We start from the raw sequence: 25,191 nt of genomic DNA, 5'->3' as shown, positions 1-25,191 counted from the left end.
CTACAGCGCCTCAGCGGCGGCGATCAGCAGCTCACGGGACCGATCCGGCTGCTCGGCCTGCACCGCGAGCCGGTCCATCACCTCACGGTAGAGCTGCAGGTCTTCCCGGCGGTCCAGGTAGAGCGCGCTGGTCAGCTGTTCCAGATAGACGATGTCGGGCAGTTCGCGTTCGGTGAAGCGGAGCATGGTGAACGAGCTGCCCGCGGCCGGGTGACCGCCCGCCCGATAGGGCAGCACCTGGATGGTCACGTTGCGCTTGGCCGACATCGTCACCAGATGCCGGATCTGGTTGCGCAGCACGTCGCGGCCGCCGATCGGACGATGCAGCACGGCCTCGTCGAGCACCGCCCACAGCGCCGGTCCGTTCTCGATGTCCAGGATCTCCCGGCGCCTGCGGCGGAGTTCCACCCGCCGGGTCGCCTCGGCGTTGTGGTGGCTGACCGCGATCACCGCGTGCGTGTACTCGTCGGTTTGCAGCAGACCGGGAACGAGTTGACCTTCGAAGGTCCTGATCGTCTGCGCGGCGCCTTCGAGGCCGAGATAGGTCTCGAACCAGGACGGGAGCAGATCGTTGTAGCTGTGCCACCAGCCGGGCTGATTCGCCCCGCGCGCCAAGTCGACCAGCACCGCGCGCTGGTCCGGATCCGTGACGCCGTAGAGGGTCAGCAGATCGAGGATGTCGCGTTCCTTGAAACCGGTGCGGCCGAGTTCGAGGCGGCTGATCTTGGCGTGTGATCCGCGAATGTAGTCGCCCGCGGCTTCGCGCGTGATGCCGCACTCCTCGCGCAGTGCGCGCAACTGACCGCCGACCGCGATCCGCAGCGCCGTCGGTCCGCGGTCGGCGACCCGTGGGTCGACACCGCCGAACCGTCCCGGTTCCGTGATCATGAACTCCTACTCCGCTGCTCGAAAAAAGCCGACAGTATGATGCACGCGCCTGAACACCGCTACGCAAACCGTGGCTATTTTCGATCGTAGACCCCTAGGTTCCAGTTTTACCGTAACTTTCGCTGGACTTCCGCGGCGAATTCGGTTGTCCGGTGCGTCGCCCCGCGTGGCGCGCGATCGATCGGCTATCGGTGTGCACCGTAGCGGTGGGCGAGGCGGATATGCCCTGCGGCGTACGGACTGTGGCGGCAGGGTCATCCTGCGGGCAGAGGTGGTGCGACGCCGCGAGATCTAGGGTGGTCGGGTGGTCGACGAGCGGGTGGTGGGGTGGCTGCGCCGGCGCACGGCGCTGGTGGATGCCGGGACGGCCGGGCTCCTCGTCCTCGTCTGTGTGCTGTTCGGGTTGCTGATCGGTGCCGATACCGCCTACTTCACGCTGTCGGTGCTGGTGCTCGCCCCGTTGGCGGTGCGGCGGCGGTGGCCCGAAGCGGCGGCGCTCGCCGTGGCGGCCGTGGCGTTCGCGCAGTGGTGCGCGGTGCGCGACACCACGGGCGCGTTGCCCGCCGATATCGCCGTGCCGATCGCGGTGTACACCCTCGCCGCGCACAGCCGGCGACGGTGGAGCCGAACGGGTTTGGCAGGGGGACTGGCCGGGGCGGTGCTCGGCGGCTGGAGCTGGCCGCAGCTGCCGATGTCGGCCCTGGCGCACGTGCTCGTCGGCGGCTTTCTGGCGAGCACGGTGCTCGCGGCCTGGCTGGGCGGCGCGTGGCAGCGCGCCCGGCGCGGCGAATTCCGCGCGCTGGCCGAACACGCCGCCCTGCTCGAGCGCACCCGGGACGAGCGGGCCCGGCTCGCGGTGCTGTCCGAGCGCACCAGGATCGCGCGCGACATGCACGACATCCTCGCGCACTCGCTGGCGGTGATCGTCGCGCAAGCCGACGGTGGTCGCTACGCCGCGCGGGCCACCCCGCAGTCCGCGATCGACGCCTTGCAAGCCATCGGTGACCAGGGCAGGCGGGCACTGGCCGAGACCCGCCGTGCCATCGGCGTGCTGCGTGAGGACACCGACACCGAACCGGATCCGGCTCCGCGCGTGGGTGTTTCGGACATCAGCACACTGGTCGAGGAGGTCCGCGACGCGGGTGTGCCGGTGGACCTGGAGCTCGAGCTGCCGTGCGGCCTGACCGATTCGGGGGTCGGGCTGGTGGTCTACCGGATCGTCCAGGAGGGGTTGACCAACGTCGTCAAGCACGCCGGACCCGGTGCGCGCGCCGAGGTTTCGGTGCGGCAGGAACGGAATTGGTTGCGGGTCAGCGTCGGGGACGACGGGTCGGCCGGGCAGCGTTCCGGCAGTGCGGGCTACGGCTTGATCGGCATGCGCGAACGGGTCGAAGCCTACGGCGGCGAAATCGAACTCCGGCCGCGCACGGGGACGGCGGGGCATGTGCTGACGGCGCGAATCCCGGTGCGGGCCGGGCGCACCGGATGATCACGGTGTTGCTGGTCGAGGACCAGGCGCTGGTGCGGGCCGGGTTCCGGATGGTGGTGGACTCCCAACCGGATCTGTGCGTGATCGGTGAGGCGGGCGACGGGGAGAGCGGTGTCGCCGCGGCCGCGCGGCTCGGCCCCGACGTCGTGGTGATGGATGTGCGCATGCCGCGGCTGGACGGCATCGCGGCCACCCGGCGACTGCTGGCGAGCGCGCACCCGCCGAAGGTGCTGATGCTGACCACCTACGATCTCGACGACTACGCGGTGGCCGCCGTGCGCGCGGGCGCCAGCGGGTTCCTGCTCAAAGACGCTCCGCCGGAGCAGTTCCTGTCCGCCGTGCGGTCGGTGCACGCCGGCGACGCGGTGCTGGCCGCCTCGACGACCAGACGCCTGCTCGACCGGCTCGCGCCGCCGATCGATCCCGCGGCCCGCCGGCTGGTGGCGACGCTGACCGAGCGGGAGACCGCCGTACTGCGGGTGCTGGCGCGGGGGCTGTCCAACGCCGAGATCGCGACCGTGCTCGCGGTCGGCGAGGGAACCGTGAAAACTCATGTGCGCCATATCCTTACCAAGCTAGGAGTGCGCGACCGGGTGCAGGCGGTGATCGTCGCTCACGAAGCCGGGCTGCGGCAGCCCGGCTCGCGCTGACTCAGTCGCGTTCGCACACCGCGTCGGCCACGGGGAGCGTGCCGTTCAGCAGATAGTCGTCGACCGCGGCGTCCAGGCACGGTGCCGGATCGAACAGATACACGCCGTGGCGGAACGCGTTCGCCAGCGTGAGCGATCGGGCACCGGACAGGGCCCGGCGCATCGCCTGCTGTCCGGCCGCCGGTGCCACCGGATCACCGGCCGCGCCGATGAGCAGCGCCGGACGCGGGTTACCGATCTCGACGGCGGATTCGGCGGGTGCCGTCGGCCATACCGCGCACGGCGTGAGGTGCCGGGCCAGCGCCCCGAACATCGGTTCCGCGTCGCGATGCCGCTGAATATCGGTGAAGTAGGCCTCGGGGTCGCGGGCGGGGCGGTCGGCGCACTGGTTGGCCACCGTTGCGCTGAAACCGAATTCGGGTGTCGAGGAGGTCTCGGCGTACAGCGCGAGCTTCTGCGCGAGGCCCGGCCCGAGGTCGGTGGCGCGACCGCGGGCGGCGTCGCGCAAGGTGCCCACCTGCCTGCTGAACTCGGCGTAGTACTCGGCGGAATCGTCGACGGTCAGCAGCAGGCCCGGCACCATATCGGCGGTGATCGTCAGCCCGCCGAGTGCGATCGGCTGCGCGGCGATCGCGCGGACCAGCTCATCGACCGCCCGTAGCACAGCTTCTTCGGTTGTGCCCAAATCGAATTCGTCATCGTGCGCGGACACCCAGCGCGCCCAGTCCGCGAGGGCGGCCGCGGTGGCGGGGGCCGCGGACCTGGTCAGGTCCGGGCCCGGTGCGGCCGGGTCCAGCGCGCTGTCGAGCACCACCCGATCGACGTGCGCGCCGAACAGCTGCATGTACACCGCGCCCAGATAGGTTCCCCAGGACCAGCCGAGGTAGGAGATCTTCGGCTCGCCCAGCAGCGTGCGCAGCAGATCGGTGTCGCGGGCGACGGCCCGCGTCGACGCGTGCGGGAGCAGGGCACGCTGTGGTGCGCAGCGAGCGGCCAGGTCGCGGGCCGCCTGCACGGTGCGGTCGAAATCGGCCCGGTCGCGCGGCGCGGCCTGGGCGATCCCGAGGTAGGCGCCGGTGGGCCAGCCGCAGTCCAGCGGCGAGCCGGCACCGAAGAACCGGGGGTCCATGCCGACCAGGTCGTAGCGTTCGGCGAGTGCCGCCGTCGCCGGATGGCCGCCTTCGGGTCCGTCCACCAGGATCGCGACGCCGTCCCGGGACGGTCCGGGCCCGCCGGTCTGCACCAGCAGGGTGCCCAGGCGGTGCGCGGTATCGGTGGCGGTACGTCGCGCGACGGCGATGGACAGTGCTGGACCGCTCGGATCGGCGTAGTCCAACGGCGCCTGGAACTCTCCGCATACCGCGCCTACCGCCGCCAGGCGCCGGCCCACCTCATCGTCGGGTCCGGTACGGCAGTCGTGCCAGTGGATCACCTGTTCCCGCAACGTATTCGGCAATGCGCTCGCGGCCGGGCGGGGGTCGTCGGCCCCGCCACAAGCCGTCAGCATCGTCGAGGCGATCATCGCCGAAAACGCCAGTGCCGCCGTACCGGCACGGCCGTGTGCGCGCATCGAAACCTCACAGACAGTAGAGCTTCCATCGCACCTCGGCGACGCGACAGCCCGCCGGAGTGGCAGGCGCTCTGCTGAACGCTAGATATTCGTGCCCACGGTCGGCGTCTACCCGACGGCCGAATTCGGCCCGCCCGCTCTCACTCGTTCGGCATACATCTGGTGCCCATCGGGGTGGTTGTTCAATGCAAACCGCAGGTCGCCGGTGCCGTGTCGGGTGCCTGCTCGGCCACTGCTCGCAGCACCGGGCCGAGGACCGGACGCAACCGTGACCAGGGCACCTGCACGCACGGGTAACCGTAGACGTAGACGCCGGTGTCGATATGGATCTGCATGCCCGTGGGGGTGGGCACCCAGTTCGCGTAGTTGCGTTCCGTCGGTTGCAGCGCGTCGGTGACGGTCTTGCTGTCCGCCAGTTGCGGATACACCGCCCGGGTCGCTTCCGTGGTGGCCCTGGCCAATTCGGCGAGACCGGCGGACGGGTCGGTGAACAGGTCGCCGATCAGAACCGGCCGGGCGGTGCGGCTGTCTGTGGTGATGGTGCCCAGGATCTTGGTGGGATGCGCCGCGTCCTTGAAAACGATGAGGCCTGAAACCACTTCGCTGACCGTGCTGTCGGTGCTGAAGATCTCGCCGGTGGTCGAGACGGCGCGTTGGCGTTGGTCGTCACCGCCGTTCACCAGGTCGACCTGTTCCTTGACATAGGTACGCACCCCGCGGTTGAACACCTCGGTCACCCGCGCATCGCCGCCGGACAGCTCCAGCGAAGCCGCCTGATCGGTGGTTCCGACGCCGTTGGGCACCTCGACCCGCCGGACCGTGTACGTCGCTCCGCCGGAGGTGACCTCGGCCGGATCGGCATCACGGGTCGGCGGTGCGGTACCGGTGGTCGGCGGCGCGGACGCGCTCGTCGCCTGTTGCTGGGCCTGCGGCGAACTGCTCGAAGCGCCGTCGCTCGCGTCGCCGGTGCCACACGCGCCGAGCGCCACGATCAGCGTCGCCCCCAGCGCCACCCCGTACCTCGTCATCGACCCCACCACAGAACCTCCTCGCTGGGGTGTCGAGGCCCGACACCCGGCTGGCTCAGCACATTGTCCGGCACGAACCCGTCCACGGTCCCGAAACCTCCCGCCGCGCGTCGCAGGCTACGGCGATCCGGCGCGGACTATCCGGTCGAGGCGAAATCGTCGAGTCCGTTCAACCGTGTGTTGTGCGCGGCCCGGATCAGCCAGCGTCCGCCCCGCCGGACCAGCACCATGGTGACCAGGCCGCGCCGGTCCTCGCCCGCGGCCGCACCCGGCAGAACGTGATCGGGCCACGACCACTCGGTGTGCGCCAGCACCACGTCCGGGGCGATGAGCCGGATGTCGAGCACCGTCTGGGTGTAGTTCTTCTTCTGTGCCAGAACGGTTTCCGGTACGTCCTCGTGTCCGAGGACGTTGTCCGCGCGCGAGCGCCACCACACGCCGCGGTGTGTGATGAAGTCGCAGTCCTCGGTGAAAAGCCGTCCCCACTCTCGCATCTCGTGCCGAATCCAGAGTTCGGTGGCGTGGTCCAGGAGCTGTCTGGCCTCTTCGATATCGGTCATGCGCCCATTGTTCGATCTCAACTATGGTTGAGGTCAATCGGCGGTGCGAAACGCGCGGCGGTAGGCGCCGGGGGTCGTGCCGAGGGCGCGGAGGAAGCGTCGGCGGAGGTTGGTGGCGGAGGACAGGCCGACTCGGCGCGCGACGGAATCGACTGGGAGGTCGGTGGTTTCGAGCAGGGCGCGGGCCTGGGTGAGGCGCTGGGCGAGCAGCCACTGGCCTGGGCCGATGCCGAGCTGATCGGTGAATCGGCGAGCGAGCGTGCGAGGGGAGACGCCGGCCCGCGCGGCCAAATCCTCGACCGTGAGCGGTTCGCCGAGCCGCTCGGAGATCCAGTCCAGCAGCGGTGCCAGTGAACCGTCGATCTGGGTGGGATGCGGTGGCGCCGTGTATTGCAGCTGCCCGCCCTCCCGGTGCGGCGGCATGACCATGCTCCGGGCGAGCTGTGCCGCGTATCCCGCCCCTTGATCGGTGCGAACCAGGTGCAGGCAGAGGTCGATACCCGCGCCGGCGCCCGCACTGGTGGCCACATCACCGTGGTCGACATAGAGGACGTCCCGGTCGACCTCGATGGACGGGAAGCGGGCGGCCAATTCGTCCACGCGCGCCCAGTGTGTGGTCGCGCGCCGTCCGTCCAGCAGACCGGTGGCCGCCAGCGCGAACGCGCCACTGCAGATGCTGACCAGGCGCGCGCCGCGACTGTGCGCGTCGCGCAAGGCCTGGACGACCCTTGGTGACGGCGTCTCTTCGGTGGGCAGCCAGCCCGGGACGAGCACGGTGTCCGCGCGTTCGAGTTCGTCGAGTCCCGCGGTCACCACCATGTCGTATCCGGCGTAGGTGGCCACGGGGCCGGGCCGCTCGGCGCACACGTCGAAGGTGTACCGCGTGGCGAGGCCGCCGCGTTCGAGCCCGAAGACCTCTGCCGCGCAACTGAGTTCGAAGGTCGACTGCGGGGCGTGCACGAGGGCGACGACGCGGTGCATGGCAGAAAAGTACCCCAGCGTGTCATTGCTGACACTCGGCGGGACCGGCGCGGTGCGCGAGGCTGGCGATATGACGACAGAGCAGAACATTTCCGGCTACGAATGGTCCAGCGTGCAGCAGGCTCCGGTGCGCGAACTCTTCCCCGGCATTCGGGTCCGTCCGCTGTGGCGTGGTGCGCAGGGTGCGAGCGCGAACGTCCTCGAGATGGACCCCGGCAGCTGCTGGGAGGGCATCGACGTGCACGACCCCGGGCACGAGGAGGTCTACGTGGTCGCCGGGGTCTTCAACGACGGGGATCGGGACTATCCCGCGGGCTCGTTCATCCACGCGCCCGCGGGTTCCTCGCACATCCCGCAGACGACGACCGGGTGCACCCTGTTCGTCTTCTATCCGGAGGGTTAGAAACCCGCTACCTGGCGGCTCGCGTGATCGTTAGGGTGACGAGGTGATGTCTACAGCGCAGGCGCTCGCTCTGGGTGGCGTGGTATTGGTGGCGGCGATGTCGCCGGGTCCGGATTTCGTGATCGTCACCCGGAGTTCGGTGCTGTCGGGACGCCGGGCCGGGATGGCCTGTGCGGCCGGGATCGCCGCGGGCGTCTTCGGCTGGTCGGTGGTGAGCGCGCTCGGTGTGGCCGGGCTGCTCGCCGCGTCGGCGGTGGCGTTCACCGTGGTCAAGCTCATCGGGGCGGCGTATCTGATGGTGCTCGGCGTGCGCGCCCTGCTGGCCGCCCGGCGCGGCGGCTACGACGTGACCGCCGAGGCGCTGGCGAACCGGCCGGGTACGGCTGCGGCGTTCCGGCAGGGGCTGCTGACCAACCTGCTCAATCCGAAGGTCGCGGTGTTCTTCATCGCGCTGCTGCCCCAGTTCTTGCCCGCCGAACCGACTGCCGCCGACAGCATTTCGCTCGGCGTCATCGCCGCACTGGTATCGCTGACCTGGTTCACCGTGCTGGCGAACGTGGTCGACGCGCTGCGCGGGGTATTGGCGCGGCAGAGTGTGCGCCGCGCCATCGACACCGTGATGGGCACCCTGCTGGTCGCCTTCGGCCTCCGAATCGCGTTGCAGAGCAGCTGATTCGCTCCGCTCAGTAGGCGCGACCGAAGATCACGCGCTTGCCGTACGTCGCGGGGGCGGCGCAGCGTACGCAGTTTCCGGACGCCGAGTCCGCGTGCAAGGGAATGCATCTCGGCGTGGCGGCGGTGCGGGCCTTGATGTCCTCCTCGCAGGCGGTGCTGCCGCAGTGCAGCGCCAGCGCCCAGCCGGTCGCGACCGCGTCGGCGAAATCCGCCCAGGTGTCGACGGTGCGGGTGTGGCTTTCCCGGAACTCGGTGGCCCTGGCGAGCAGGAACGCTTGGAACTCGTCCAGGATTCGCGGCATGGTCTCGGGCAGCGAGTCCAGCGGAACCGCCTGCTTGCCCGCGTCGCCGAGGCGTTTCACCATCATGGCGGTGCCCGCCTCGAGGTCGCGCGGCCCGAGTTCGAGCCGGATCGGCACGCCGCGCAGTTCCCACTCGTTGTACTTGAACCCCGGGGTGAGCTGCGCTCGCGCGTCGACGTGGGTGCGCACGCCCGCCGCCCGCAGCCGGCCCGCCAGGTCCTCGGCGGCCGCCTCGACGGCGGTGTTGCCGCCGCGCGTGATCGGGACGATCACCACCTGGTGCGGCGCGAGCCGCGGCGGGAAGACCAGCCCCTTGTCGTCGCCGTGCGTCATCACGACGGCGCCGAGCATGCGTGTGGTCATGCCCCAGGAGGTGGTGTGGCACAACTCCTCCCGGCCCGCTTCGCCGGTGTAGCGGATGTCGAAGGCCGTCGCGAAGTTGGTGCCCATGTAATGCGAAGTGCCGCACTGGAGTGCACGGCCGTCGCGCATCATGCCCTCGATGGTGTACGTGGTGACCGCGCCCGCGAAACGTTCGCCGGGGGTCTTCTCACCCGGAATCACCGGTATCGCGGCCAGATCCCGGGCCACCTCGTCGTAGATGTCGAGGGCGAGCATGGTTTCGCGCCGGGCGTCCTCGGCGCCGGCGTGCGCGGTGTGCCCCTCCTGCCACAGGAATTCGGTGGTGCGCAGGAACATTCGCGGCCGCAGCTCCCAGCGCACCACATTGGCCCACTGATTGAGCAGCAGCGGCAGATCGCGGTGCGAGCTGATCCACTTCGACATCATCTCGCCGATGATGGTTTCCGACGTCGGCCGTACCACCAGCGGTTCTTCGAGTTCTTTACCGCCGGCGTGGGTGACCACGGCCAGCTCCGGCGAAAATCCCTCGACGTGTTCGGCTTCGCGGCTGAGGTAGCTTTCCGGGATCAGGAGCGGGAAGTAGGCGTTCTCGTGTCCGGTGGCTTTGATGCGGCGGTCGAGTTCGGCCTGCAGGTGCTCCCATACCCGGTACCCATACGGTCGGATGACCATGGTGCCTTTGGCTGGACCCCGATCGACGAGGCCGGCCTTGAAAACGACCTCGTTGTACCAGGAAGCGAAATCCTCACTCTGGGCGGTTACCCCGCGCTCGTCCCGTGCCATGCCCCAGAGATTAGTGGGCGCGCGCAGTCGCCTCGAGGGTGGCCGGTTCCACCGGTAGATACGGAGCGATGTTTCGTATCGCGCGGCGCACGTATTCCTCCTTCTCGCCGACAGGCGCTACGTAATGCAAGGCGCTTTCGGCCGCGTCGATGCCGTCCAGCCGGGCGATCAGCCAGGCCGCGAGATAGTGCGCGGCGAGGCAGCCGCCCGCCGTCGCGATATCGCCTTTCGCGAACAGCGGTTGTTCGAGCACGTCCACCCCGGCCGCCTGCACCCACGGTCTGGTGGTCAGGTCGGTGCAGGCGGGAATATCGTCGAGCAGCCCGAGTTTCGCCAGAATCAATGTCCCCGAACACTGTCCGGCCAGCAACTGCCGGGTCGGATCGAGCCGCAGCCGTGCCATGAGCGCCCCGTCCTCGACGACCTCGCGGGTGCGGGACCCGCTGCCGACGATCACCGCGTCCGCCGCAGCCGCCTCTTCGAGCGTGGCCATGGATTCGATCACCACGCCGTTCATCGAACGGACCCGGTCAGTAGGGCAGGCGATCGATATGCGTCGACCGGGCTTCTTGATTCGGTTCAGTACGCCGAGCGCGATGAGCGAATCGAGTTCGTTGTAGCCCTCGAAAGTGAGAATGGCGATGTGCATCTGGGCACCGTATGTCGCCGGTTGCAGGACAATCAAAGAATTGTCCTGCATACAATTCGAGCGTGGCGGTCTCGCGATACAAGGCTCTGGTGGACCGATTGGCGGCCGATATCCGCGCGGGCCGGATATCGCCGGGTACCCGGTTGCCGACGCACCGGGAACTCGCGGCCCGGGAAAGGCTGGCCTTGGTGACGGCGACGAAGGTTTATGCCGAGCTGGAAGCGATGGGCTTGGTGAGCGGTGAGCGAGGGCGCGGCACGTTCGTCCGCGAACTCGCGCTGCCGCCCGGCCACGGCATCGATCAGCGCGCCGTCGCAACCGACGTGGTGGACCTCAACTTCAATTATCCGGCTCTGCCCGGCCAAGCGGATCTGCTGCGAAACGCGTTGCGGCAGTTGGCGTCATCCGGCGATATCGAAGCATTGCTGCGATACCAGCCGCATGCCGGGCGGCCGCACGAGCGGGCGGCGGTGGCGCGGCACCTGAAGCGGCGCGGTGTGCCGGTGACCGCCGAGCAGGTGCTGATCGTCAATGGCGCACAGCAGGGTTTGGCGGTCACCGCCATGGCGCTGCTGCGCCCCGGCGACGTGGTCGCGGTCGACGCCCTGACCTATCCGGGCTTCAAAGTCCTTGCCCGGACGCTCCATCTGGAATCGGTGCCGATCCCGGCGACCGAAGACGGCACCGATCTGGACGCGCTGGCGCGGCTGTGCGCGGCACGACGGGTGCGCGCTGTCTATACGATGCCGACGGTGCACAACCCGCTGGGCTGGGTGCTGTCGCTGGAGCAGCGCGAGCGGCTCGCCGAAATCGCCCGTCGGCACGGTCTTCTCGTCATCGAGGACGCGGCCTACGCGTTCTCCGCGGTGCGGCCGCCGCCTCCGGTGGCGGCGCTCGCGCCCGACCGCACCGTGTACGTTTCCGGGCTCTCCAAGAGCGTCGCGACGGGGCTGCGCGTCGGGTTCGTCGTAGCCCCGCCCGCGTCCGTGTCCGCGCTCGAACGCACCATCCGCGCGACCACCTGGAACGCGCCCGCGGTCATGACGGCGATCGCGTGCCGCTGGCTCGATGACGGCACCGTCACCCGGCTCGAGACGCGCAAGCGCGCCGACGCGCGAGCCCGGCAGGCGATCGCGCGCGACGTGCTCGCGGGGCTGCCGCTGCTCGGCCACCCGTCCGCCTATTTCCTGTGGCTGCCGCTGCCCGAGCAGGTCCGAGCCGATCGGATCGTGACAGCCCTTGCCCGCAAACGTATCTCGGTGTCGGCCGCCGAGCCGTTCGCCACCACGCGGCACGTCCCGCACGCCTTGCGCCTCGCCCTCGGCTCGACCGACCCGGCGACCCTGCGCGCCGCGCTCACTACCGTGAGACAGGTCGTCGACGACCACACGTTTCTGTGAAAGTGTTGCTGAGCAGGTTGTTTCAGCAGGCGGGCGCAGGACTGTGGACAGATACTGTGACGATCGCCGAACGCGGCGGCGGGGGCCTGCACAGCCTGGGGCAGTGCGGGTTTCGAGTCCCGGTCGCGGCTGCGGTGGTGCGGCGTCGGACCGCACCGCCGGGAAGGTAAGGCGCGCAGGTGATTATCCCGCGTCGTCGCGGAGGGCGGCGCGGATCGTGTCGCGCAACCAGCGCTGGGCCGGGTCGGCGTCGAGGCGGGCATGCCACAGCAGGCGCACCTCGACGTCCGGGAGGTCGGCGGGGATCGGGAACCAGCGCAGGCCGAGGGCGGAACCGTGCTCCTCGGCGAGGCGCTGGGGGACCAGGCCGACGTAGTGACTCGTCGAGACCAGCAACGCGGCCACCGCGGAGGTCGGCACGACGGCGGCCACATGGCGTTGCAGGCCGGCCGCGGCGAGCGCGTCGTCGAGCGGGCCGCGCTGACGGCCTCGGCGCGACGCGGAAACGTGCGGATAGTCGCAGAGCTGTGGCAAAGTCGGCGCGCCGTCCCGGCCGAGCGGGCTGTCGGCGCGGACGATGCCGACCACCCGTTCGCGATACAGCACGGCGGACCGGATATCGGGCGCCGCGACCTCGCTCGCGCCGATGTCCAGATCGACCGAGCCGTCGCGCAGCGCCTCGGCGCTCTCGCTACCCTCCGCGACGAAACGCAGCACCACGCCGGGCGCCACCGCCGAGGTGGCCTCGACGGCTGCCGTCGCCAGCGTCGCGGCCACGCCGTCGTTGATCCGAATCGTGAAGGTGCGCTCCAGTTCCGCGATCGTGATCTCGCGGTCGGCGCTGATCAACGCGGCCGCCTCGTCGAGCAGCGAACGCACCCGCGGCGCGGTGCGCAGCGCGAACGGGGTCGGCGCCAGTCCGCGCCCGGCCCGCACCAGGATGGGGTCCTGCATTGCCCGGCGCAGCCGGCCCAGCGCCCGGCTGGTCGCCGGAATGGACAGGTGCAGGCGTTCGGCGGCGGCGGTGACGCTGCCGTCCTGCAGCAGCGCGTCGAACACGCGCAGGAGATTGAGGTCGAGCTGCTGAGGCATAGTTGCATCGTAGGCAAGTAGTTGTTGCCGAGGTTGCGTGGCACGCATACTGCCTGCGTATCTAGCGTTCTGGCTATGTCATCGAATGTTGTGCTCCGTGATCGTGCCCCGGCTGCCCGCGCGCAACCCAACGCGCGGCGCGGCTTGCTCGCCGTCATGTGCGCCTGTGTGGCGCTCGTCGTCGGGATGATCGCCGCGACCAATCTCGCCGTCCCGATGCTCGCCGCGGGCGAGCTGCACCCGTCCGCCTCGGCGCTCATCTGGATCGTCGACATGTACGTGATCTTCTTCGCCTGCTTGGTCATTCCCGGCGGGGCCGCCGGAGATCGGTTCGGGCGCAAGGGCGTACTGCTCGCCGGCCTCGGGTTGTTCGCGGCGGGCGCGCTGCTCTCGGCCGTCGCGCCCAGTGTGGTGATCCTGCTCGTCGGGCGGGCGATCACCGGCGTCGGCGCCGCCGCCGTGCTGCCCAACACCCTCGCCATCCTGTTACACGCCGTCCCCGCCGACCGCAAACCCGCGACGATCGCGACCTGGGCGTCGATGTCGGGACTGGGCGGTGTCATCGGCAATGTCGGTGGCGGAGCGATCCTTTCGGGCGGATCGTGGCGCTGGCTGTTCCTCGCGGCCGTGCCCGTCACCCTGCTGCTGCTCGGGCTCGCGGCCAAGGTGGCGCCCGTTTCGCCGCGGCACGACCGCCGGATCGACCCGCTCGGCACGCTTTTGCTGGTCGGCGCGTCGGTCGCGCTGTTGCTCGGCATCGTCGAAGGGCCCGAGGCGGGCTGGGGGAGTGGCCGTGTCATCGCGGGGTTCGTCTGCGCGGCAGTTCTTTTCGCGGTGTGGACGGTGGTAGAGCTGAAAGTCGAACACCCCCTGCTCGATCCGCGGTTGTTCCGCCTGCCGCGCCTGCGCAGCGCCTGCCTCGGCATGACCACCGTCTTCTTCGGCATGTTCGCGCTGTTCTACGTCAACGCCTCGTTCCTGCAGTACGGCAAGGGATTCAGCGTGCTGCTCACCGGACTGGGAATCCTGCCGCTCACCATCCCGATGCTCTTCGGGGCGCGCTACGCCGGCCGGGTCGTGTCGCGCATCGGCCTCGACGCCACCGTCGCGCTCGCGTTCGTGCTCGTCGGCGGCGGTCTGCTCGGATTGTCCACCAGCGGCGCGCAGACGCCGTACTTCGGCTACGCCGCGTGGCTGGTGGTGATGGGCGTCGGATTGACGCTTGCCCTGCCCACGCTGTCCGGCGCGATCTCGGGTTCGCTACCGCACGCCCAGGCGGGAGTGGGCGCCGGATTGCAGGCCACCACCCGCGAATTCGGCAGTGCGCTCGGCGTCGCCGTGATCGGCACCGTGCTCACCGCCCGATTCGCCGCCGCGCTCCCGCCGGACATCCGCGCCGGGCACAACCCGCACACCGTAGCCCAGGCGCTGTCCGTCACCCCACCTGAGCGATCCGGCGACGTCGTAGCGGCCTTCGTCTCGAGCGCCGACCTCGGCTTACGAACAATCGGCGTGTCCGTCCTCGTCCTCGGCGCGCTCGTCGTCCTGGAGTCGCTGCTGTCCCGACGCGCGCACCCGCGGTCCGACGCGCGGTGAGCACTCCGCCCGGTGGATCGTTCGGCGGGTGTCACGGGAGTTGTCGGGGTTCGGGTGAGGCGAGGACCAGGACGGCGTATTCGTCTGGGCCGTTCCAGTCCGATCCGGTGCGGCGGAAGCCGTGGTTTTCCAGGAGGCGGATCGAGGCGGTGTTGGCGGTGTGCGGGTCGGCCCAGACGGGGCGGGTGGTTTCGCGGGTGAGGAACAAGGTGAGGGCCTGGGTGGCGACGCCGCGGCCCCAGTATTTCCGGGCCAGCCAGTAGCCGAGGAAGCGACGGTCTTCGCGCCACCAGGACACGATGTTGCCTGCGGTTTCGCCGTCGACGGTGACGGTGCGGACGAAAACGGTGGGGTCGCCGAGCACGGTGGTCGCCCAGTGCGTCATGAACGCGGCACGGTCGCGCGGGGTGAAGTGCGAGCGGAGCAGAGCCTCGGGGTCCTGCTCGTATTCGAAGAACAAGTCGAGATCTGCCGGGGTGACCTCGCGCAGCCGAATCGTTTCGCCCATGAACGCCGAGTGTGCCAGTGGGCACCGACAATTCGGGCATGGTGGGCGGCGGGGTTGTCGCACACTGTTTATCCGGTGTTCAGTTCTGGATGGAAATTGTCGCGGAGACTCTGAGCGGTAGGGATCGTGCACGGTCGGGGCCATCGGACGCTGGTCGAAAGGATTCTTCTCGATGCGAGGTAGAACAGCTCTAGCGGGCGTGTGTGCGCTCGGTGCCATCCTGTTCGCCGTGGCGCCGCCCGCGAATGCGTGGGGCGTGCAGGGGCACAACACGGTCGGCGCGATCGCCGACCTCCGGCTCGACCCGGCCGCCCGGGATCAGGTCTCGCGGCTGCTGGCCGGCGAGGCGAATCCGACGCTGGCGGGAGTGGCGAACTGGGCCGACGAGGTGCGCCGGGACGATCCGGACCTCGGGAAGCGTTCCGCGCCGTGGCATTACGTGAACATCGGGGAGAACGGCTGCGTCTACGACGCGGCGGTGAACGGGAACAACGGCGACAACGTGGTCGACGCGTTGCGCGCGCAGACGAAGATCCTGGCCGACCGCTCGCGCGCGGACGCCGAGCGCGCGCAGGCGCTGAAGTTCGTCGTGCATTTCGTCGGCGACATCCACCAGCCGCTGCACGCCGGGTACGCCCGCGACCGCGGCGGCAACGAGTTCCGGGTCACCTACCTCGGCAAGGCCACCAACCTGCATTCGGTGTGGGACGGCCGGTTGCTCGACACCCGGCACGCGAGCGACGCCGAGGAACTGCGGCGGCTGCTCGCGCTGCCCGCGCCCGCCTTGCCGCCCGCGCAGCCGGACAGCGATCCGGTGCAGTGGGCCGAGGACAGCTGCCGGGTGGTGGACACGCCCGGTTTCTATCCGGCCTCGTCCACCATCGGTGACGAGTACACCCAGCAGTTCCTGCCGGTGGCCGAGAACCGGTTGCGGCTCGCGGGGGAGCGGCTCGGGCAGTTGCTGAACACGGTGCTCGGCGCACCGAACCTGCTCGGTTCGGGGTCTTCGCAGTCCTGAGTTCCGGACCGCTCGGGCCGTGAGTCCGGCTGCGCCCGAGCTGTATTCGGCCCACACCGTCGCGCTGGTGTGGGCCGACGGCACTCAGCCGACGCGGTGCGCGATCAGGCTGTTGGCGCAGTCCAGGACGGTTTGCTCGGCGGGCCGGGGTTGCCAGTCGAGCAGGCGTTTGGCCTTGTCGGTGCTGTGCCGGTTGCGCCGGCCGAGGGCCGGGGTGATCTCGCCGAGCGGTGCGTCGCTGAAGCGGGCGGCGAGCTTGACCGCGAAATCCGGGAGCTGGCGGGTGGATACCTGTTTGCCGCGCGCGCCGAGACCGTTCTGCAGGGTGCGGGCCATATCGCGCATCCAGGTGAATTCGCCGGTGGCGAGGAAACGTTCGCCCGCGGCGGCGGGCGCGGTCATCGCCTTGAGGTGGATGTCGGCGAGATCGCGCACGTCCACGATCTCGAGTCCGATGCGCGGCACGCCGGGCATTTTGCCGGACACCATGCGCGCGACGATATCGACCGAACCCGTGGTGCCGGTGCTCAGGATCGGGCCGAAGACCGCGCCCGGCAGCACCGTGGTGAGCTCGGTGGGTCCGTCGTAGGTCGCCATGAAATCCCAGGCTGCCCGCTCGGCAAGGGTTTTCGAGCGCCGGTAGGGGATGAGCGTCGGATCGTCGGGATCGGTCCACAGCGTCTCGTCGGTGATGCCTTCACTGGCGTAGGACGACGGGCTCGCCGCGTTCGCCGCCGACGTCATGACCACGCGCCGCACCCCGGCCGCGGTCGCGGCGCGCAGGACGCGCAGTGCGCCGTCGCGGGCGGTGGCGATCAGCGCTTCGGGATCCTCGGCGGCATTGACGCCGAGCGGGGAGGCGACATGCAGCACATAGTCGACGTCGCGGACCGCGTCCGCCCAGCCGTCGTCGGACATCAGGTCGGCGGTGGCGAAACTCAATCGGCCCGCGGGATCGACGGCCGTGGAGACGGCTTGGACCACCGCCGGTTCCCGGTCGGGGCTGCGCACGGTGGTGCGTACGTCGTAGCCGCGTTCGAGCAGCGACACGATGCACCACCCCGCGATATAGCCGGTTCCGCCGGTAACCAGAACGAGCTCACTCATGTCGTCCTCCACTGTCCGGTACGTTGACCGCGCAGACCCTACTGGACGCGCATCAGCCGCCGGTCGCGCTACGCCGGTGGTTCGCCGAAGTCGCCCGATATGGGTACTGGAAACGCACCGGGCCAAGGAGATCCGCTCAGGACTGACGCAGATGCCCCATCCCCGGCAGCTCCCAGATCGGGCGCTGGTCCGACCTGGTGAACAGCCGGGCGAAGGACTGCGGCACGACGGCCCGGTCGGCGATACCGCAGGTGAACGCCGACGGCAGACTGCCGACCTGCGGCATGACCTCGGTGCTCAGGAAGGCGAAATCGGCACTCGTGGCAGCGGTTACCACGACGGCGGACCCGGCGGGTCCGTCCACGCCGAACCACTGCACCGACGGCGCGGGCAACGCGCCGACCCAGCCGTCCTCGAACGCGAGCGACGTCGCGCCGAAAACCGGTGCGGCCGAGTACACCCCGGTGAAGGTCTCGCTCAGTGCGGCCGCGGAGTACACCAGGACGCTCTGCGGCGCGGTGGCGAGCAGGCGATACCCGATCTGGATCGGCAGCTCGGGTGGCGGTGGCGGCAGCGTGATGGTCGGTTCGTCGGCGGGAGACCCTGCGCCGGAACCGTTTTCGTCCGATTGGCGGAAGCGCTCCAGACCCGGCAGCGCCGACAATGGTTGCAGGGTGGCGTCGGCGAAGATCCGCGCGAAGCCGACCGGCACCGAGGCACCGAGACCCATCACGGTGCCCCATTCGAACGGGGCTTGCAGCGCGGTTCGGCTCAGCGGGCCGTCGATCTGCACCTGCCGGAAGCTGTCCTCGCTTTCCGGCCCGAAGGACATCACGATCGCGGCGCCCGCCGACCCCTGCAGCGCGTACCAGAAGACGTCCGGCTCGCCGGGGAAGCGGCCGAGCATCCGGTTGTCGGAGACGGTGGTCCGGAAGACCGGTGCGACGGACGTCAACGCGTGAAAGCAATCCCGCACGTCGCCGGGTCCGAAGACGATGTTGGCCAAGCCGATCTCGCGCAGCGCCCGATACAGCACCTGCCGGGTCTCTCCGTCGGGCAGGCCGGGGTCGGGCAGCGGGACGTACTCGTGCTCGAAACCAGTGCGCAGCTCGGACTTTCGACCGAAGAATCCCATCGGAACCTCACCTACCGCAGTGTTGCCGTGGCGGCCGGGGTTGCGCGGCGCCACAGCTCTCTCGATGAGTTTCGCAGCGCCCGGGGTGCCGTGTATGTCCGTCGATCGCCCGACAGCCGGTGTCAGGCAGCGGATTCCGTGCGCGTCCTGGTGTGCTTGCCGACGGCGTCGAGGTGGCGCAGCGCCTCGGCATAGGAGCGGAGCAGGCTGGTCTCGCAGTACGGTACGCCGATCTCGGCGCAGAACTCGGCGACCATGGGCTGGGCGCGGCGCAGGTTGGCTCGCGGCATCGAGGGGAACAGGTGGTGTTCGATCTGATAGTTCAAGCCGCCCAGTGCCGCATCGATGACGACGCCACCGCGGACGTTACGGGAGGTGAGCACCTGCTTGCGCAGGAAGTCGGTACGGTCTCCGGCCGAAAGTACCGCCATGCCTTTGTGATTCGGCGCGAAGGTGCAGCCCATGTAGAGCCCGAACAGTCCCTGGTGCACGGCGATGAACACCAGCGCCTTGATCGGCGAGAGAATCAGGAACACCGTGCCCAGATAGGCCACGGCGTGCAACGCCAGCAGTGCCCCTTCGGCGCGTCGGTTCGGGATCGGCCAGCGCAGTGCCGCGCGGGCACTCGCGAAATGCAGGCTGCCGCCCTCCAGCAGCAGCATCGGAAAGAACAACCAGGCCTGGTATCGGAAAATCAGCCGCCGCCAACTTCGTTCGGCGCGGGCGCGCGCACCGGAGTGCGCCAGCACCCCCATGATGTCGGGGTCGGCGTCCTCGGTGTTCGGGTGCGCGTGATGGCGGTTGTGGTTGCTGGTCCACCAGCCGATGCTCACCCCGATCCCGAGGTTGCCGAAGATCAACCCGTACAGATAGTTGGCGCGCCTGCTCGCGAAGATCTGCTTGTGCCCGGCGTCGTGACCGAGAAAAGCGAACTGGGCGAACACCATTCCGAGGAACGCCGCGACGCCCAGCTGCCACCACGAATCGCCGAGCAGCACGAACACCAGCCAGCCACCCACGAAGGCGGCGGCGGTCACCGCGCTTTTCCACGCGTAGTACCGCGGCCGCCGGTCGAGCAGCCCGGCCTGTCGCACCCGGCGCAGCAACACCGCGTATTCGCTGCCGCGCCGTGCCGCGACGCCTTCCATCACCACAGGCCGCATCGGTCCTGCTCTCACTGTCGTCGGGACGGTCCGCCGAACCGCATCCGGTGACACTGGTCTCGTCGGCAGTCGGGCAATCCAAAGGATTCAATCTGTTCGAGTACAGGATGCACGTGCCGAACCACGATCAGGCAAACGGGTAGGCCGCTTGGCGGAACATCTCCGTGACGCGACGGCGACGAAACCATGTCGTCGCAGGTAGCGGGTCAGCTCGCGGTGGCAAGCACGTGCCGCACCGCTGCGAGCTGCCGCGCCAACGCCTCCGGGTCGGGTGTCAACCGCCCTACGATCGCGTCGATATCGCGCAGGCCCGCGCGCGCCAGCAACCGCTTCTCGTTGACGACCCATTCCCCGCGCGCCGCCAGGATCGCGTGCGCCGTGGCCATCGCGGCGATGGCGATGGCTCCGGCGACCTCGGTGACCTGCCCCCGGCGGGCGTAGGCGTCCGTGGCGTAGCGCAGGGTCAGCTCGGCCCGGTTGCGCCAGACCGGCGGTGCGGCGGTGCGCAGTGCCGGTGGGTAGCCCGGCCGGGGGAGGGTGCCGTGCAACACCTCGTTGACGGCGAGTTCGGCCACCAGCAGATAGCTCGGAATGCCCGCCAGATGGAACATCAGTGGCTCCCAATGGAATCGGCCCTGCTCGGCCTCGGCGAGTTCGTGTTCGACCACGTCCAGGTCGCGATAGTGCACGTCGACCTTGCGGCCCTCGATGGTGAACCAGCCGCCGCCGTTGAAGACGCCGCCGCCCCAGCCGCCCAGCTCGGATACTTCACCGTCCCAACCGATTTCACGGAGTGCGGCAGGGTCGAAGGTGCCTCGGTAATAGATGGCCAGATCCCAGTCGCTCTCGGGCGTGTGGGTGCCCTGGGCGCGGGAGCCGCCGAGCGTCACCGCCTGGGTACCGGGCAGGGCGGCCAGGCGCGCGGCGACGCGGGAAAGAAATTCTTGATCGGTCATGGGTGTCCCTCGATCGGAGTGCGGGATGCGGGCAGCGCCGTCCGCGCGCTGAATCCGCCACGGCGGCAGCGCTGTCCGGGGGCGCACTCGGCATCACTCCATGGCATCGGAGGGTACCGAGCCACCGTCCCGCGGTCGACCGGATTTCAGCCCGGACAGATATTGCCGATATGGCAACAAATGTTGCGGGATCGGTGCGGTTGCTCGCATGGTGGTCGGCGGAGGTGGTCACGGTGACTGAACAGCAAGACGGCTACGACGTGGTGGTGATCGGCGGCGGTGCCGCCGGATTGAACGGTGCGCTGATGCTGGCGCGGGCCAGGCGGTCGGTGCTGGTGATCGACGCGGGCGACCCGCGCAACGCACCGGCCGAAGGCGTGCACGGGTTGCTCGCGCGCGACGGGATGCCGCCCGGCGAATTGCTCGGGCTGGGCCGGGCGGAGGTGCGCGGCTACGGCGGCGAGGTGCTGGCGGGCGAGGTCGAAGCGGTGACCGGCGCCGTCGACGGATTCGTGGTGACGCTGACCGATGGCCGCACGTTCCGCGCCCGGCGACTGCTCGTGACCACCGGGCTGGTGGACGAGTTACCGCAGATCCCGGGCCTGTCCGAGCGGTGGGGCCGCGACCTCGTGCACTGCCCGTACTGCCATGGCTGGGAGGTCCGGGACCAGGCCATCGGCGTGCTGGCGACCGGGCCGATGGCGGTGCACCAGGCGTTGCTGTTCCGGCAGTTGAGCAGCGATGTCGTGTTCTTCGCGCACACCACGGCGCCGCCGGTCGGCGAGGCGGCCGAACAGCTCGCGGCGCGCGGAATCAAGGTGGTGCCGGGCGAGGTGGCGGGACTGGTCGTCACCGGCGATCGGCTGACCGGTGTACGCCTGAGCGACGGCACGGTGTTCGAGCGCGCCGTGCTGACCGTGCAGCCGAGGATGGTCGCGCGCGCCGGTTTCCTGGACGGGATCGGCCTGCGCGCGGTGGCGCATCCGTCCGGCCTCGGCGTGCACCTTCCGGTCGATGCCACCGGACGGACCGAGGTGGCCGGGGTCTGGGCCGCGGGCAATGTCACTGATCCAGGGGCGCAGGTCGGAAATGCCGCGGCCGCAGGAGCATTCGCCGCGGCGCAGCTCAACGCCGATCTGGTCGGCGCGGACACCCGCGTCGCCGTCGCGGCCTACCGGCGCTCGGTCGAGGATCCGTTCTCGGCGCGCAACGAAGCGCGCGTCGCCGAGCTGGTGTCCGGCGAGCACCGGCACGGACTGTGAACCCCTCGGAGGTCCGTCAGGCGTCGGGCAGCGGAATCAACTCCAGATGCTCGGCGACCTTCGGTGCGGCGCAAGCGCTTCGGCCGCTCAGCAGGTTCACCCCGTCCCCGTGCGCCACCAGGAATCTCCCGCACACGCAGCGCAGATAGCGCACCGCCCCATGCCGGGAGACGAGCATCGGCGATGGCCAGGAGCAGGCGGGGCAGGCGGCGGACATGGGTGCCAAGCCTGCGGAGTGATCGGATGTATTGCAATCTTCGCTGCGGCGTGGCGCGCGATCTTTCTGGAAATACCCGCGATTCAGCCGATCGAGGTGGACTCCTGCACCCGGTCGACCGTGGCGGCGACCCGCCGCGGGCGACGCGACGGGTGCCACCAGTTGGCCGGGCCCATCAGTTTCACCAGCGCGGGCACCAGCAGCATGCGCACGAGCGTGGCGTCGATCAGCAGCGCGACGATCATGCCCAGGCCGAGAAAACGCATGGGCGTCAACGGCGAGAGCGTGAAAGCGCCGGTGACGATGACCAGCAGGGTGGCCGCGGCGGTGATGACGCGGGCGGTCTTGAGCGTGCCGACACGTACCGCGGTGGCGGTGTCGGCGCCCGCGGCGTGCGCTTCGACCATGCGGGACAGCAGGAATACCTCGTAGTCGGTGGACAGTCCGAACACGACGGCGATGATCAGCACGAGCATGCCGGCGGCCAGCGGACCGGGGCTGATGCCGAGCACGCCCGCGAGGTGGCCGTCGCCGAAGATCCAGGTGAGTACGCCGAAGGTGGCGGCGAGGCTGAGGAAGGCCATCGCGACCGCCTTGAGCGGCAACACGATCGAGCGGAACGCGGCCGCGAGCAGCAGAACCGTGGCGGCCACCATCACCAGGATCATCCACGGCATGCCGCGCACGATGGAGTGCACGCTGTCCAGGGTGGCGGCGGTGTCGCCGCCGAGGCGCAGCGCCGTGCCGTCCGGTGGGGTCAGCGCGCGCAGGTCTTCGACCGTCGCCGTGGCCCTTTCGCTGCGGTCGGTGGCATCGAGGAAGAGGTGGAAGACCACGAAATCGTCGGCGCGGCCGACCTGGAGCACCTGACCGACGCCCTCGACCCGGGCGAGGGCGGTGTTCGCCGCGTCCACGGCCGCCGACTGCGGTGGTCCGTTCTCCCCCTGCAGGACGGCGGTGACACCGCTGCTCGCGGCGGGGAAGCCGGCGGTGAGTTCCTCGACGGTGGTACGCATCTCGTTGCCGACGGGCAGCGCGCGATGGTCGATATCGCCGAGTTTCGCACCCGTCAGCGGCAGCGCGAGCAGTACCAGCACAACTCCCACCGCCACCGTGACCAGACCCGGCCTGCGCAGCACGGCGTCCACCATGCGACCCCAGAAGCGTTCGGTCTGATCCTTTTCCGCGGCCTTGCCGATGCGATGGCCGAACAGGGCGAGCATGGCGGGCAGCACGGTCAGCGAAAGTCCGGCCGCCAGTGCGACCGCCGCGATCGCGCCGAAGCCGAGCGAGCGCAGCACGGCCTGCGGGAAGACGAAAGTGCCCGCGAACGCACAGATCAGCAGCAGGGCCGAGAACGCGACGGTGCGGCCCGCGGTGGCGCAGGTGCGTTCGATCGCCGCCGTCAGCTCGCGCCCGTTCGCGCGTTCTTCGCGGAATCTGGTCACCAGAAACAGGCCGTAGTCGATCGCCATGCCCAGGCCGAGCAGCGAGGCGATATTCACCGCAAACGTGCTGACCTCGGTGAACTCGGTGAGCACCCGGATGGTGCCCATCGCGCCGAGCACCGCGAGCACGCCGACCGCCACCGGGAACGAGGCCGCGACCACCCCGCCGAACACCAGCACCAGGATCAGCAGTGTCAGCGGCAGCGAAAGGGATTCGGCCCGCACCAGGTCGTGCTGGGACTGCTTGTTGATCTGGGTGGCCAGTGCGCTGTAGCCGGAAAGCTTCGTGTCGATGCCGGGAACCCGCAGTGCCGCTTCGATATCCGGGTAGGCGGCGACCCGGCGGTTGTCGTCGCCGGCGAGATACACTGCGGCCAGGGCCTGCCGGTTGTCGGCGGAGCGCAGGAACTGTTTGCGCGGCGGCACACTGTTCCAATAGGTTTCGACCGGTCGTTGCAGCAGCGCGGGGTCGATCCGAGCGAGCGACCGCTGCACCGCGGGGCCGATATCGTCGAGCGTCTGCCCGGCCGGTGCGGTGTAGAGCGCGACCGCGTCCGGGGTCTGCGGGCCGAAGTGCGCGCGCACCAGCCGGTCCACCGCGGCGGATTCGCTGTGCGGATCAATGAATCCGGCGGCGCTCACCTTGTCGGCGGTGTTCATGCCGAGCAGCCCGAACAGCAGCATCGCCCCGGCCACGACGGCCAGCACCGTCCGTGGCCGGGCGCTGACGAATCGTGCCCAGGCGGTCATCGGACCGGCGAATCTTGCGGTGCGAGTTCGGCTTCCAGGGTGTGCGCGATCTTGTCGAGCAGCGCCTCCAGCCGCGCTTCGATGCCCGCGCCGTTGCGCGCCGAGACCATCAGCTCGATCCGTCCGCGCACCTCCACCATGCCGAACAGCAGCGGCATCGAGCCGGTGTGCTGGGGCAGCACCCGCATGGTGGTCGGGGTCCAGCCGGGCACGGCCAGCTCGTCCAGATCGACCTTGCCCATATGGGACACCGTGGCGGAGACCATGTTCCGGTTGTGCCGGGCGCCGAGCCAGTTGCTCGCCCGCAGCACCGCGCGGATGACGGCGGGCGGGAACTTCGACAGGCCACCGTTGTCGAGCTGGTTCAGCTCGCGCCGCTCCTGCAGGCCGGTACGCATCTGAGCGCTCACCGACTCCCAGCCTTCGCCGGGACGGACGTCGAGGAACAGCGGCAGCGCGAGGTTGCCGGTGGAGCGCAACGCGGGATCGTGGCGGCGCAGGTCGACCGGAATCATGAAGCGGGACTTCACCCCCGCCTCCGCGGCGAGGATCGCCGCGACCCGCGCGACGATGCCCTTGCCGGTGCCGTCGATGGTGCGGTGCCGCAGCAACCAGCGCACCGCGGTCGGATCCTGGCGGCCGGTGCCGATGGCGGCCCGGTAGGTCGGCAGCACCAGCGTCTGCCTGCCCGGCGCGCCGACCTGCGCGACCAGTTCGGTGTCCGCGATCGCGTCGGGGGCGCCCACCGGCTCGGCGCCGCGCAGCGCGCGCAGCACGTCGTCGGCCCACATGCGCATGCCCATGCCGTCCATCACGCCGTGGAAGACGCGGAACACGATGGTCGTCTCGGCCCCGGTCAGCAACAGCACCTCGGTGGTCCGCTCGGGGGACGGGCCGATCGGGCTGTTGAGCACCGCGTCGTTCTCCAGCGCGGCGTAGTCGAGCGTCCAGTCCGGCACCACCCGGACCGCGGCCGCGACACCGCTGTCCACCCAATACTTTCCGTCCCGGACCAGCCGGGCGCCGGGGTTCGCGGCCGAGGCCACGTCGACGGCGCGCTGCAGGGCGGCGGGGTCGATCGCCCCGTCGCCGTGCACCGCGAGATGCATCAGGAACGGCGGCGTCACCTCGCGGGTGAAGAAGTACAGCCGCTCGGTGGGCGAGATCTTCCTGCGGAAGACGGTGTCGTTGGTCATGA

At 69.8% G+C, this 25,191-nt stretch carries 24 protein-coding genes; 8 read left to right on the top strand and 16 right to left on the bottom strand.

The window, feature by feature from the left end; all coding sequences use genetic code 11:
- Positions 1-888 (bottom strand): helix-turn-helix domain-containing protein, encoded by an 888-nt coding sequence (locus O3I_RS27475; RefSeq protein ID WP_014986269.1) that lies wholly within the window; start codon positions 886-888, stop codon positions 1-3.
- Between the two features lie 304 nt (positions 889-1,192).
- Between O3I_RS27475 and O3I_RS27470 the strand changes: the two genes are divergently transcribed.
- Together O3I_RS27470 and O3I_RS27465 are read left to right on the top strand one after the other, a co-directional pair.
- A complete protein-coding gene (locus O3I_RS27470; protein WP_014986268.1) occupies positions 1,193-2,377 on the top strand; it encodes a sensor histidine kinase in 1,185 nt (394 codons plus the stop codon).
- Positions 2,374-3,027: a response regulator gene (locus tag O3I_RS27465; RefSeq protein WP_014986267.1), complete on the top strand. Its 654-nt coding sequence runs from the start codon at positions 2,374-2,376 to the stop codon at positions 3,025-3,027. Before O3I_RS27470 ends, O3I_RS27465 begins: the two co-directional genes overlap by 4 nt.
- Position 3,028: 1 nt before the next feature.
- Here O3I_RS27465 and O3I_RS27460 read toward each other — a convergent pair whose 3' ends face one another.
- From O3I_RS27460 to O3I_RS27445, 4 genes are all read right to left on the bottom strand, one after another.
- Positions 3,029-4,597 (bottom strand): alpha/beta hydrolase, encoded by a 1,569-nt coding sequence (locus tag O3I_RS27460; protein WP_014986266.1) that lies wholly within the window; start codon positions 4,595-4,597, stop codon positions 3,029-3,031.
- Positions 4,598-4,779: 182 nt separating this feature from the next.
- Entirely contained in the window at positions 4,780-5,625 is an 846-nt protein-coding gene (locus O3I_RS27455) for a hypothetical protein (protein ID WP_141692195.1), read from the bottom strand.
- 137 nt (positions 5,626-5,762) lie between these two features.
- Positions 5,763-6,185 (bottom strand): SgcJ/EcaC family oxidoreductase, encoded by a 423-nt coding sequence (locus O3I_RS27450; protein WP_014986264.1) that lies wholly within the window; start codon positions 6,183-6,185, stop codon positions 5,763-5,765.
- 33 nt (positions 6,186-6,218) lie between these two features.
- Positions 6,219-7,166 (bottom strand): helix-turn-helix domain-containing protein, encoded by a 948-nt coding sequence (locus tag O3I_RS27445; protein WP_014986263.1) that lies wholly within the window; start codon positions 7,164-7,166, stop codon positions 6,219-6,221.
- Positions 7,167-7,236: 70 nt separating this feature from the next.
- Here O3I_RS27445 and O3I_RS27440 point away from each other — a divergent pair, with 70 nt between their 5' ends.
- Positions 7,237-7,569, top strand: coding sequence for a cupin domain-containing protein (locus O3I_RS27440; RefSeq protein ID WP_041564443.1), 333 nt, complete (start codon positions 7,237-7,239; stop codon positions 7,567-7,569).
- 46 nt (positions 7,570-7,615) lie between these two features.
- Positions 7,616-8,242: a LysE family translocator gene (locus O3I_RS27435; RefSeq protein WP_171904501.1), complete on the top strand. Its 627-nt coding sequence runs from the start codon at positions 7,616-7,618 to the stop codon at positions 8,240-8,242.
- A gap of 10 nt (positions 8,243-8,252) precedes the next feature.
- Here the strand turns inward: O3I_RS27435 and proS are convergent, their stop codons facing one another.
- Both proS and O3I_RS27425 read right to left on the bottom strand, forming a co-directional pair.
- Positions 8,253-9,692: a proline--tRNA ligase gene (gene proS / locus O3I_RS27430; RefSeq protein WP_014986260.1), complete on the bottom strand. Its 1,440-nt coding sequence runs from the start codon at positions 9,690-9,692 to the stop codon at positions 8,253-8,255.
- A 10-nt stretch (positions 9,693-9,702) separates the two neighbouring features.
- A complete protein-coding gene (locus tag O3I_RS27425; protein WP_041564442.1) occupies positions 9,703-10,341 on the bottom strand; it encodes a DJ-1/PfpI family protein in 639 nt (212 codons plus the stop codon).
- Positions 10,342-10,403: 62 nt separating this feature from the next.
- Here O3I_RS27425 and O3I_RS27420 point away from each other — a divergent pair, with 62 nt between their 5' ends.
- Positions 10,404-11,741 (top strand): PLP-dependent aminotransferase family protein, encoded by a 1,338-nt coding sequence (locus tag O3I_RS27420; protein ID WP_014986258.1) that lies wholly within the window; start codon positions 10,404-10,406, stop codon positions 11,739-11,741.
- Positions 11,742-11,924: 183 nt separating this feature from the next.
- On the opposite strand, the gene O3I_RS27415 is transcribed toward O3I_RS27420, so the two are convergent.
- Positions 11,925-12,833, bottom strand: coding sequence for a LysR family transcriptional regulator (locus O3I_RS27415; protein WP_014986257.1), 909 nt, complete (start codon positions 12,831-12,833; stop codon positions 11,925-11,927).
- A gap of 75 nt (positions 12,834-12,908) precedes the next feature.
- On the opposite strand from O3I_RS27415, the gene O3I_RS27410 reads away from it, so the two are divergent.
- Complete coding sequence (locus tag O3I_RS27410; RefSeq protein WP_041562910.1) at positions 12,909-14,429, top strand: MFS transporter; 1,521 nt, start codon at positions 12,909-12,911, stop codon at positions 14,427-14,429.
- Between the two features lie 31 nt (positions 14,430-14,460).
- Here the strand turns inward: O3I_RS27410 and O3I_RS27405 are convergent, their stop codons facing one another.
- Positions 14,461-14,937 (bottom strand): GNAT family N-acetyltransferase, encoded by a 477-nt coding sequence (locus O3I_RS27405; RefSeq protein ID WP_014986255.1) that lies wholly within the window; start codon positions 14,935-14,937, stop codon positions 14,461-14,463.
- Positions 14,938-15,109: 172 nt separating this feature from the next.
- Between O3I_RS27405 and O3I_RS27400 the strand changes: the two genes are divergently transcribed.
- Positions 15,110-15,955: a S1/P1 nuclease gene (locus O3I_RS27400; protein WP_051066773.1), complete on the top strand. Its 846-nt coding sequence runs from the start codon at positions 15,110-15,112 to the stop codon at positions 15,953-15,955.
- An 84-nt stretch (positions 15,956-16,039) separates the two neighbouring features.
- Here O3I_RS27400 and O3I_RS27395 read toward each other — a convergent pair whose 3' ends face one another.
- The 4 genes from O3I_RS27395 to O3I_RS27380 form a co-directional block, all read right to left on the bottom strand.
- Positions 16,040-17,062 (bottom strand): NAD-dependent epimerase/dehydratase family protein, encoded by a 1,023-nt coding sequence (locus O3I_RS27395; protein WP_014986253.1) that lies wholly within the window; start codon positions 17,060-17,062, stop codon positions 16,040-16,042.
- Positions 17,063-17,198: 136 nt separating this feature from the next.
- The gene (locus O3I_RS27390; RefSeq protein ID WP_014986252.1) at positions 17,199-18,197 is read right to left on the bottom strand and encodes a hypothetical protein; all 999 of its coding nucleotides are present in this window, start codon (positions 18,195-18,197) and stop codon (positions 17,199-17,201) included.
- Positions 18,198-18,319: 122 nt separating this feature from the next.
- Positions 18,320-19,360: a fatty acid desaturase family protein gene (locus O3I_RS27385; RefSeq protein WP_051066772.1), complete on the bottom strand. Its 1,041-nt coding sequence runs from the start codon at positions 19,358-19,360 to the stop codon at positions 18,320-18,322.
- 206 nt (positions 19,361-19,566) lie between these two features.
- Positions 19,567-20,316 (bottom strand): nucleotidyltransferase domain-containing protein, encoded by a 750-nt coding sequence (locus O3I_RS27380; RefSeq protein ID WP_014986250.1) that lies wholly within the window; start codon positions 20,314-20,316, stop codon positions 19,567-19,569.
- A gap of 233 nt (positions 20,317-20,549) precedes the next feature.
- Here O3I_RS27380 and O3I_RS27375 point away from each other — a divergent pair, with 233 nt between their 5' ends.
- The gene (locus tag O3I_RS27375; protein ID WP_041564440.1) at positions 20,550-21,578 is read left to right on the top strand and encodes an NAD(P)/FAD-dependent oxidoreductase; all 1,029 of its coding nucleotides are present in this window, start codon (positions 20,550-20,552) and stop codon (positions 21,576-21,578) included.
- Positions 21,579-21,594: 16 nt separating this feature from the next.
- Here the strand turns inward: O3I_RS27375 and O3I_RS27370 are convergent, their stop codons facing one another.
- The 3 genes from O3I_RS27370 to O3I_RS27360 all read right to left on the bottom strand — a co-directional run bounded on the left by O3I_RS27370 (position 21,595) and on the right by O3I_RS27360 (position 25,189).
- A complete protein-coding gene (locus O3I_RS27370; protein WP_041562907.1) occupies positions 21,595-21,795 on the bottom strand; it encodes a hypothetical protein in 201 nt (66 codons plus the stop codon).
- Between the two features lie 83 nt (positions 21,796-21,878).
- Complete coding sequence (locus tag O3I_RS27365; RefSeq protein ID WP_014986248.1) at positions 21,879-23,993, bottom strand: MMPL family transporter; 2,115 nt, start codon at positions 23,991-23,993, stop codon at positions 21,879-21,881.
- Positions 23,990-25,189 (bottom strand): hypothetical protein, encoded by a 1,200-nt coding sequence (locus O3I_RS27360; RefSeq protein WP_014986247.1) that lies wholly within the window; start codon positions 25,187-25,189, stop codon positions 23,990-23,992. Before O3I_RS27360 ends, O3I_RS27365 begins: the two co-directional genes overlap by 4 nt.
- Between the last annotated feature and the right edge of the window lie 2 nt (positions 25,190-25,191).

The organism is Nocardia brasiliensis ATCC 700358 (genome assembly GCF_000250675.2).
In the GTDB taxonomy this organism is placed as follows: domain Bacteria; phylum Actinomycetota; class Actinomycetes; order Mycobacteriales; family Mycobacteriaceae; genus Nocardia; species Nocardia brasiliensis_B.
The sequence above is the reverse complement of the archived record's forward strand: the minus strand, read 5'-3'. Positions and strand labels throughout refer to the sequence as shown.

Coding starts and splice junctions, on each gene's coding strand:
- O3I_RS27475 (WP_014986269.1), bottom strand. CDS start 888: ATGATCACGGAACCGGGACGGTTCGGCGGTGTCGACCCACGGGTCGCC.
- O3I_RS27415 (WP_014986257.1), bottom strand. CDS start 12,833: ATGCCTCAGCAGCTCGACCTCAATCTCCTGCGCGTGTTCGACGCGCTG.
- O3I_RS27390 (WP_014986252.1), bottom strand. CDS start 18,197: ATGGGATTCTTCGGTCGAAAGTCCGAGCTGCGCACTGGTTTCGAGCAC.
- O3I_RS27425 (WP_041564442.1), bottom strand. CDS start 10,341: ATGCACATCGCCATTCTCACTTTCGAGGGCTACAACGAACTCGATTCG.
- O3I_RS27440 (WP_041564443.1), top strand. CDS start 7,237: ATGACGACAGAGCAGAACATTTCCGGCTACGAATGGTCCAGCGTGCAG.
- O3I_RS27385 (WP_051066772.1), bottom strand. CDS start 19,360: ATGCGGCCTGTGGTGATGGAAGGCGTCGCGGCACGGCGCGGCAGCGAA.
- O3I_RS27365 (WP_014986248.1), bottom strand. CDS start 23,993: ATGACCGCCTGGGCACGATTCGTCAGCGCCCGGCCACGGACGGTGCTG.
- O3I_RS27455 (WP_141692195.1), bottom strand. CDS start 5,625: ATGACGAGGTACGGGGTGGCGCTGGGGGCGACGCTGATCGTGGCGCTC.
- O3I_RS27405 (WP_014986255.1), bottom strand. CDS start 14,937: ATGGGCGAAACGATTCGGCTGCGCGAGGTCACCCCGGCAGATCTCGAC.
- O3I_RS27395 (WP_014986253.1), bottom strand. CDS start 17,062: ATGAGTGAGCTCGTTCTGGTTACCGGCGGAACCGGCTATATCGCGGGG.
- O3I_RS27400 (WP_051066773.1), top strand. CDS start 15,110: ATGCGAGGTAGAACAGCTCTAGCGGGCGTGTGTGCGCTCGGTGCCATC.
- O3I_RS27370 (WP_041562907.1), bottom strand. CDS start 21,795: ATGTCCGCCGCCTGCCCCGCCTGCTCCTGGCCATCGCCGATGCTCGTC.
- O3I_RS27465 (WP_014986267.1), top strand. CDS start 2,374: ATGATCACGGTGTTGCTGGTCGAGGACCAGGCGCTGGTGCGGGCCGGG.
- O3I_RS27445 (WP_014986263.1), bottom strand. CDS start 7,166: ATGCACCGCGTCGTCGCCCTCGTGCACGCCCCGCAGTCGACCTTCGAA.
- O3I_RS27460 (WP_014986266.1), bottom strand. CDS start 4,597: ATGCGCGCACACGGCCGTGCCGGTACGGCGGCACTGGCGTTTTCGGCG.
- O3I_RS27435 (WP_171904501.1), top strand. CDS start 7,616: ATGTCTACAGCGCAGGCGCTCGCTCTGGGTGGCGTGGTATTGGTGGCG.
- proS (WP_014986260.1), bottom strand. CDS start 9,692: ATGGCACGGGACGAGCGCGGGGTAACCGCCCAGAGTGAGGATTTCGCT.
- O3I_RS27380 (WP_014986250.1), bottom strand. CDS start 20,316: ATGACCGATCAAGAATTTCTTTCCCGCGTCGCCGCGCGCCTGGCCGCC.
- O3I_RS27410 (WP_041562910.1), top strand. CDS start 12,909: ATGTCATCGAATGTTGTGCTCCGTGATCGTGCCCCGGCTGCCCGCGCG.
- O3I_RS27450 (WP_014986264.1), bottom strand. CDS start 6,185: ATGACCGATATCGAAGAGGCCAGACAGCTCCTGGACCACGCCACCGAA.
- O3I_RS27360 (WP_014986247.1), bottom strand. CDS start 25,189: ATGACCAACGACACCGTCTTCCGCAGGAAGATCTCGCCCACCGAGCGG.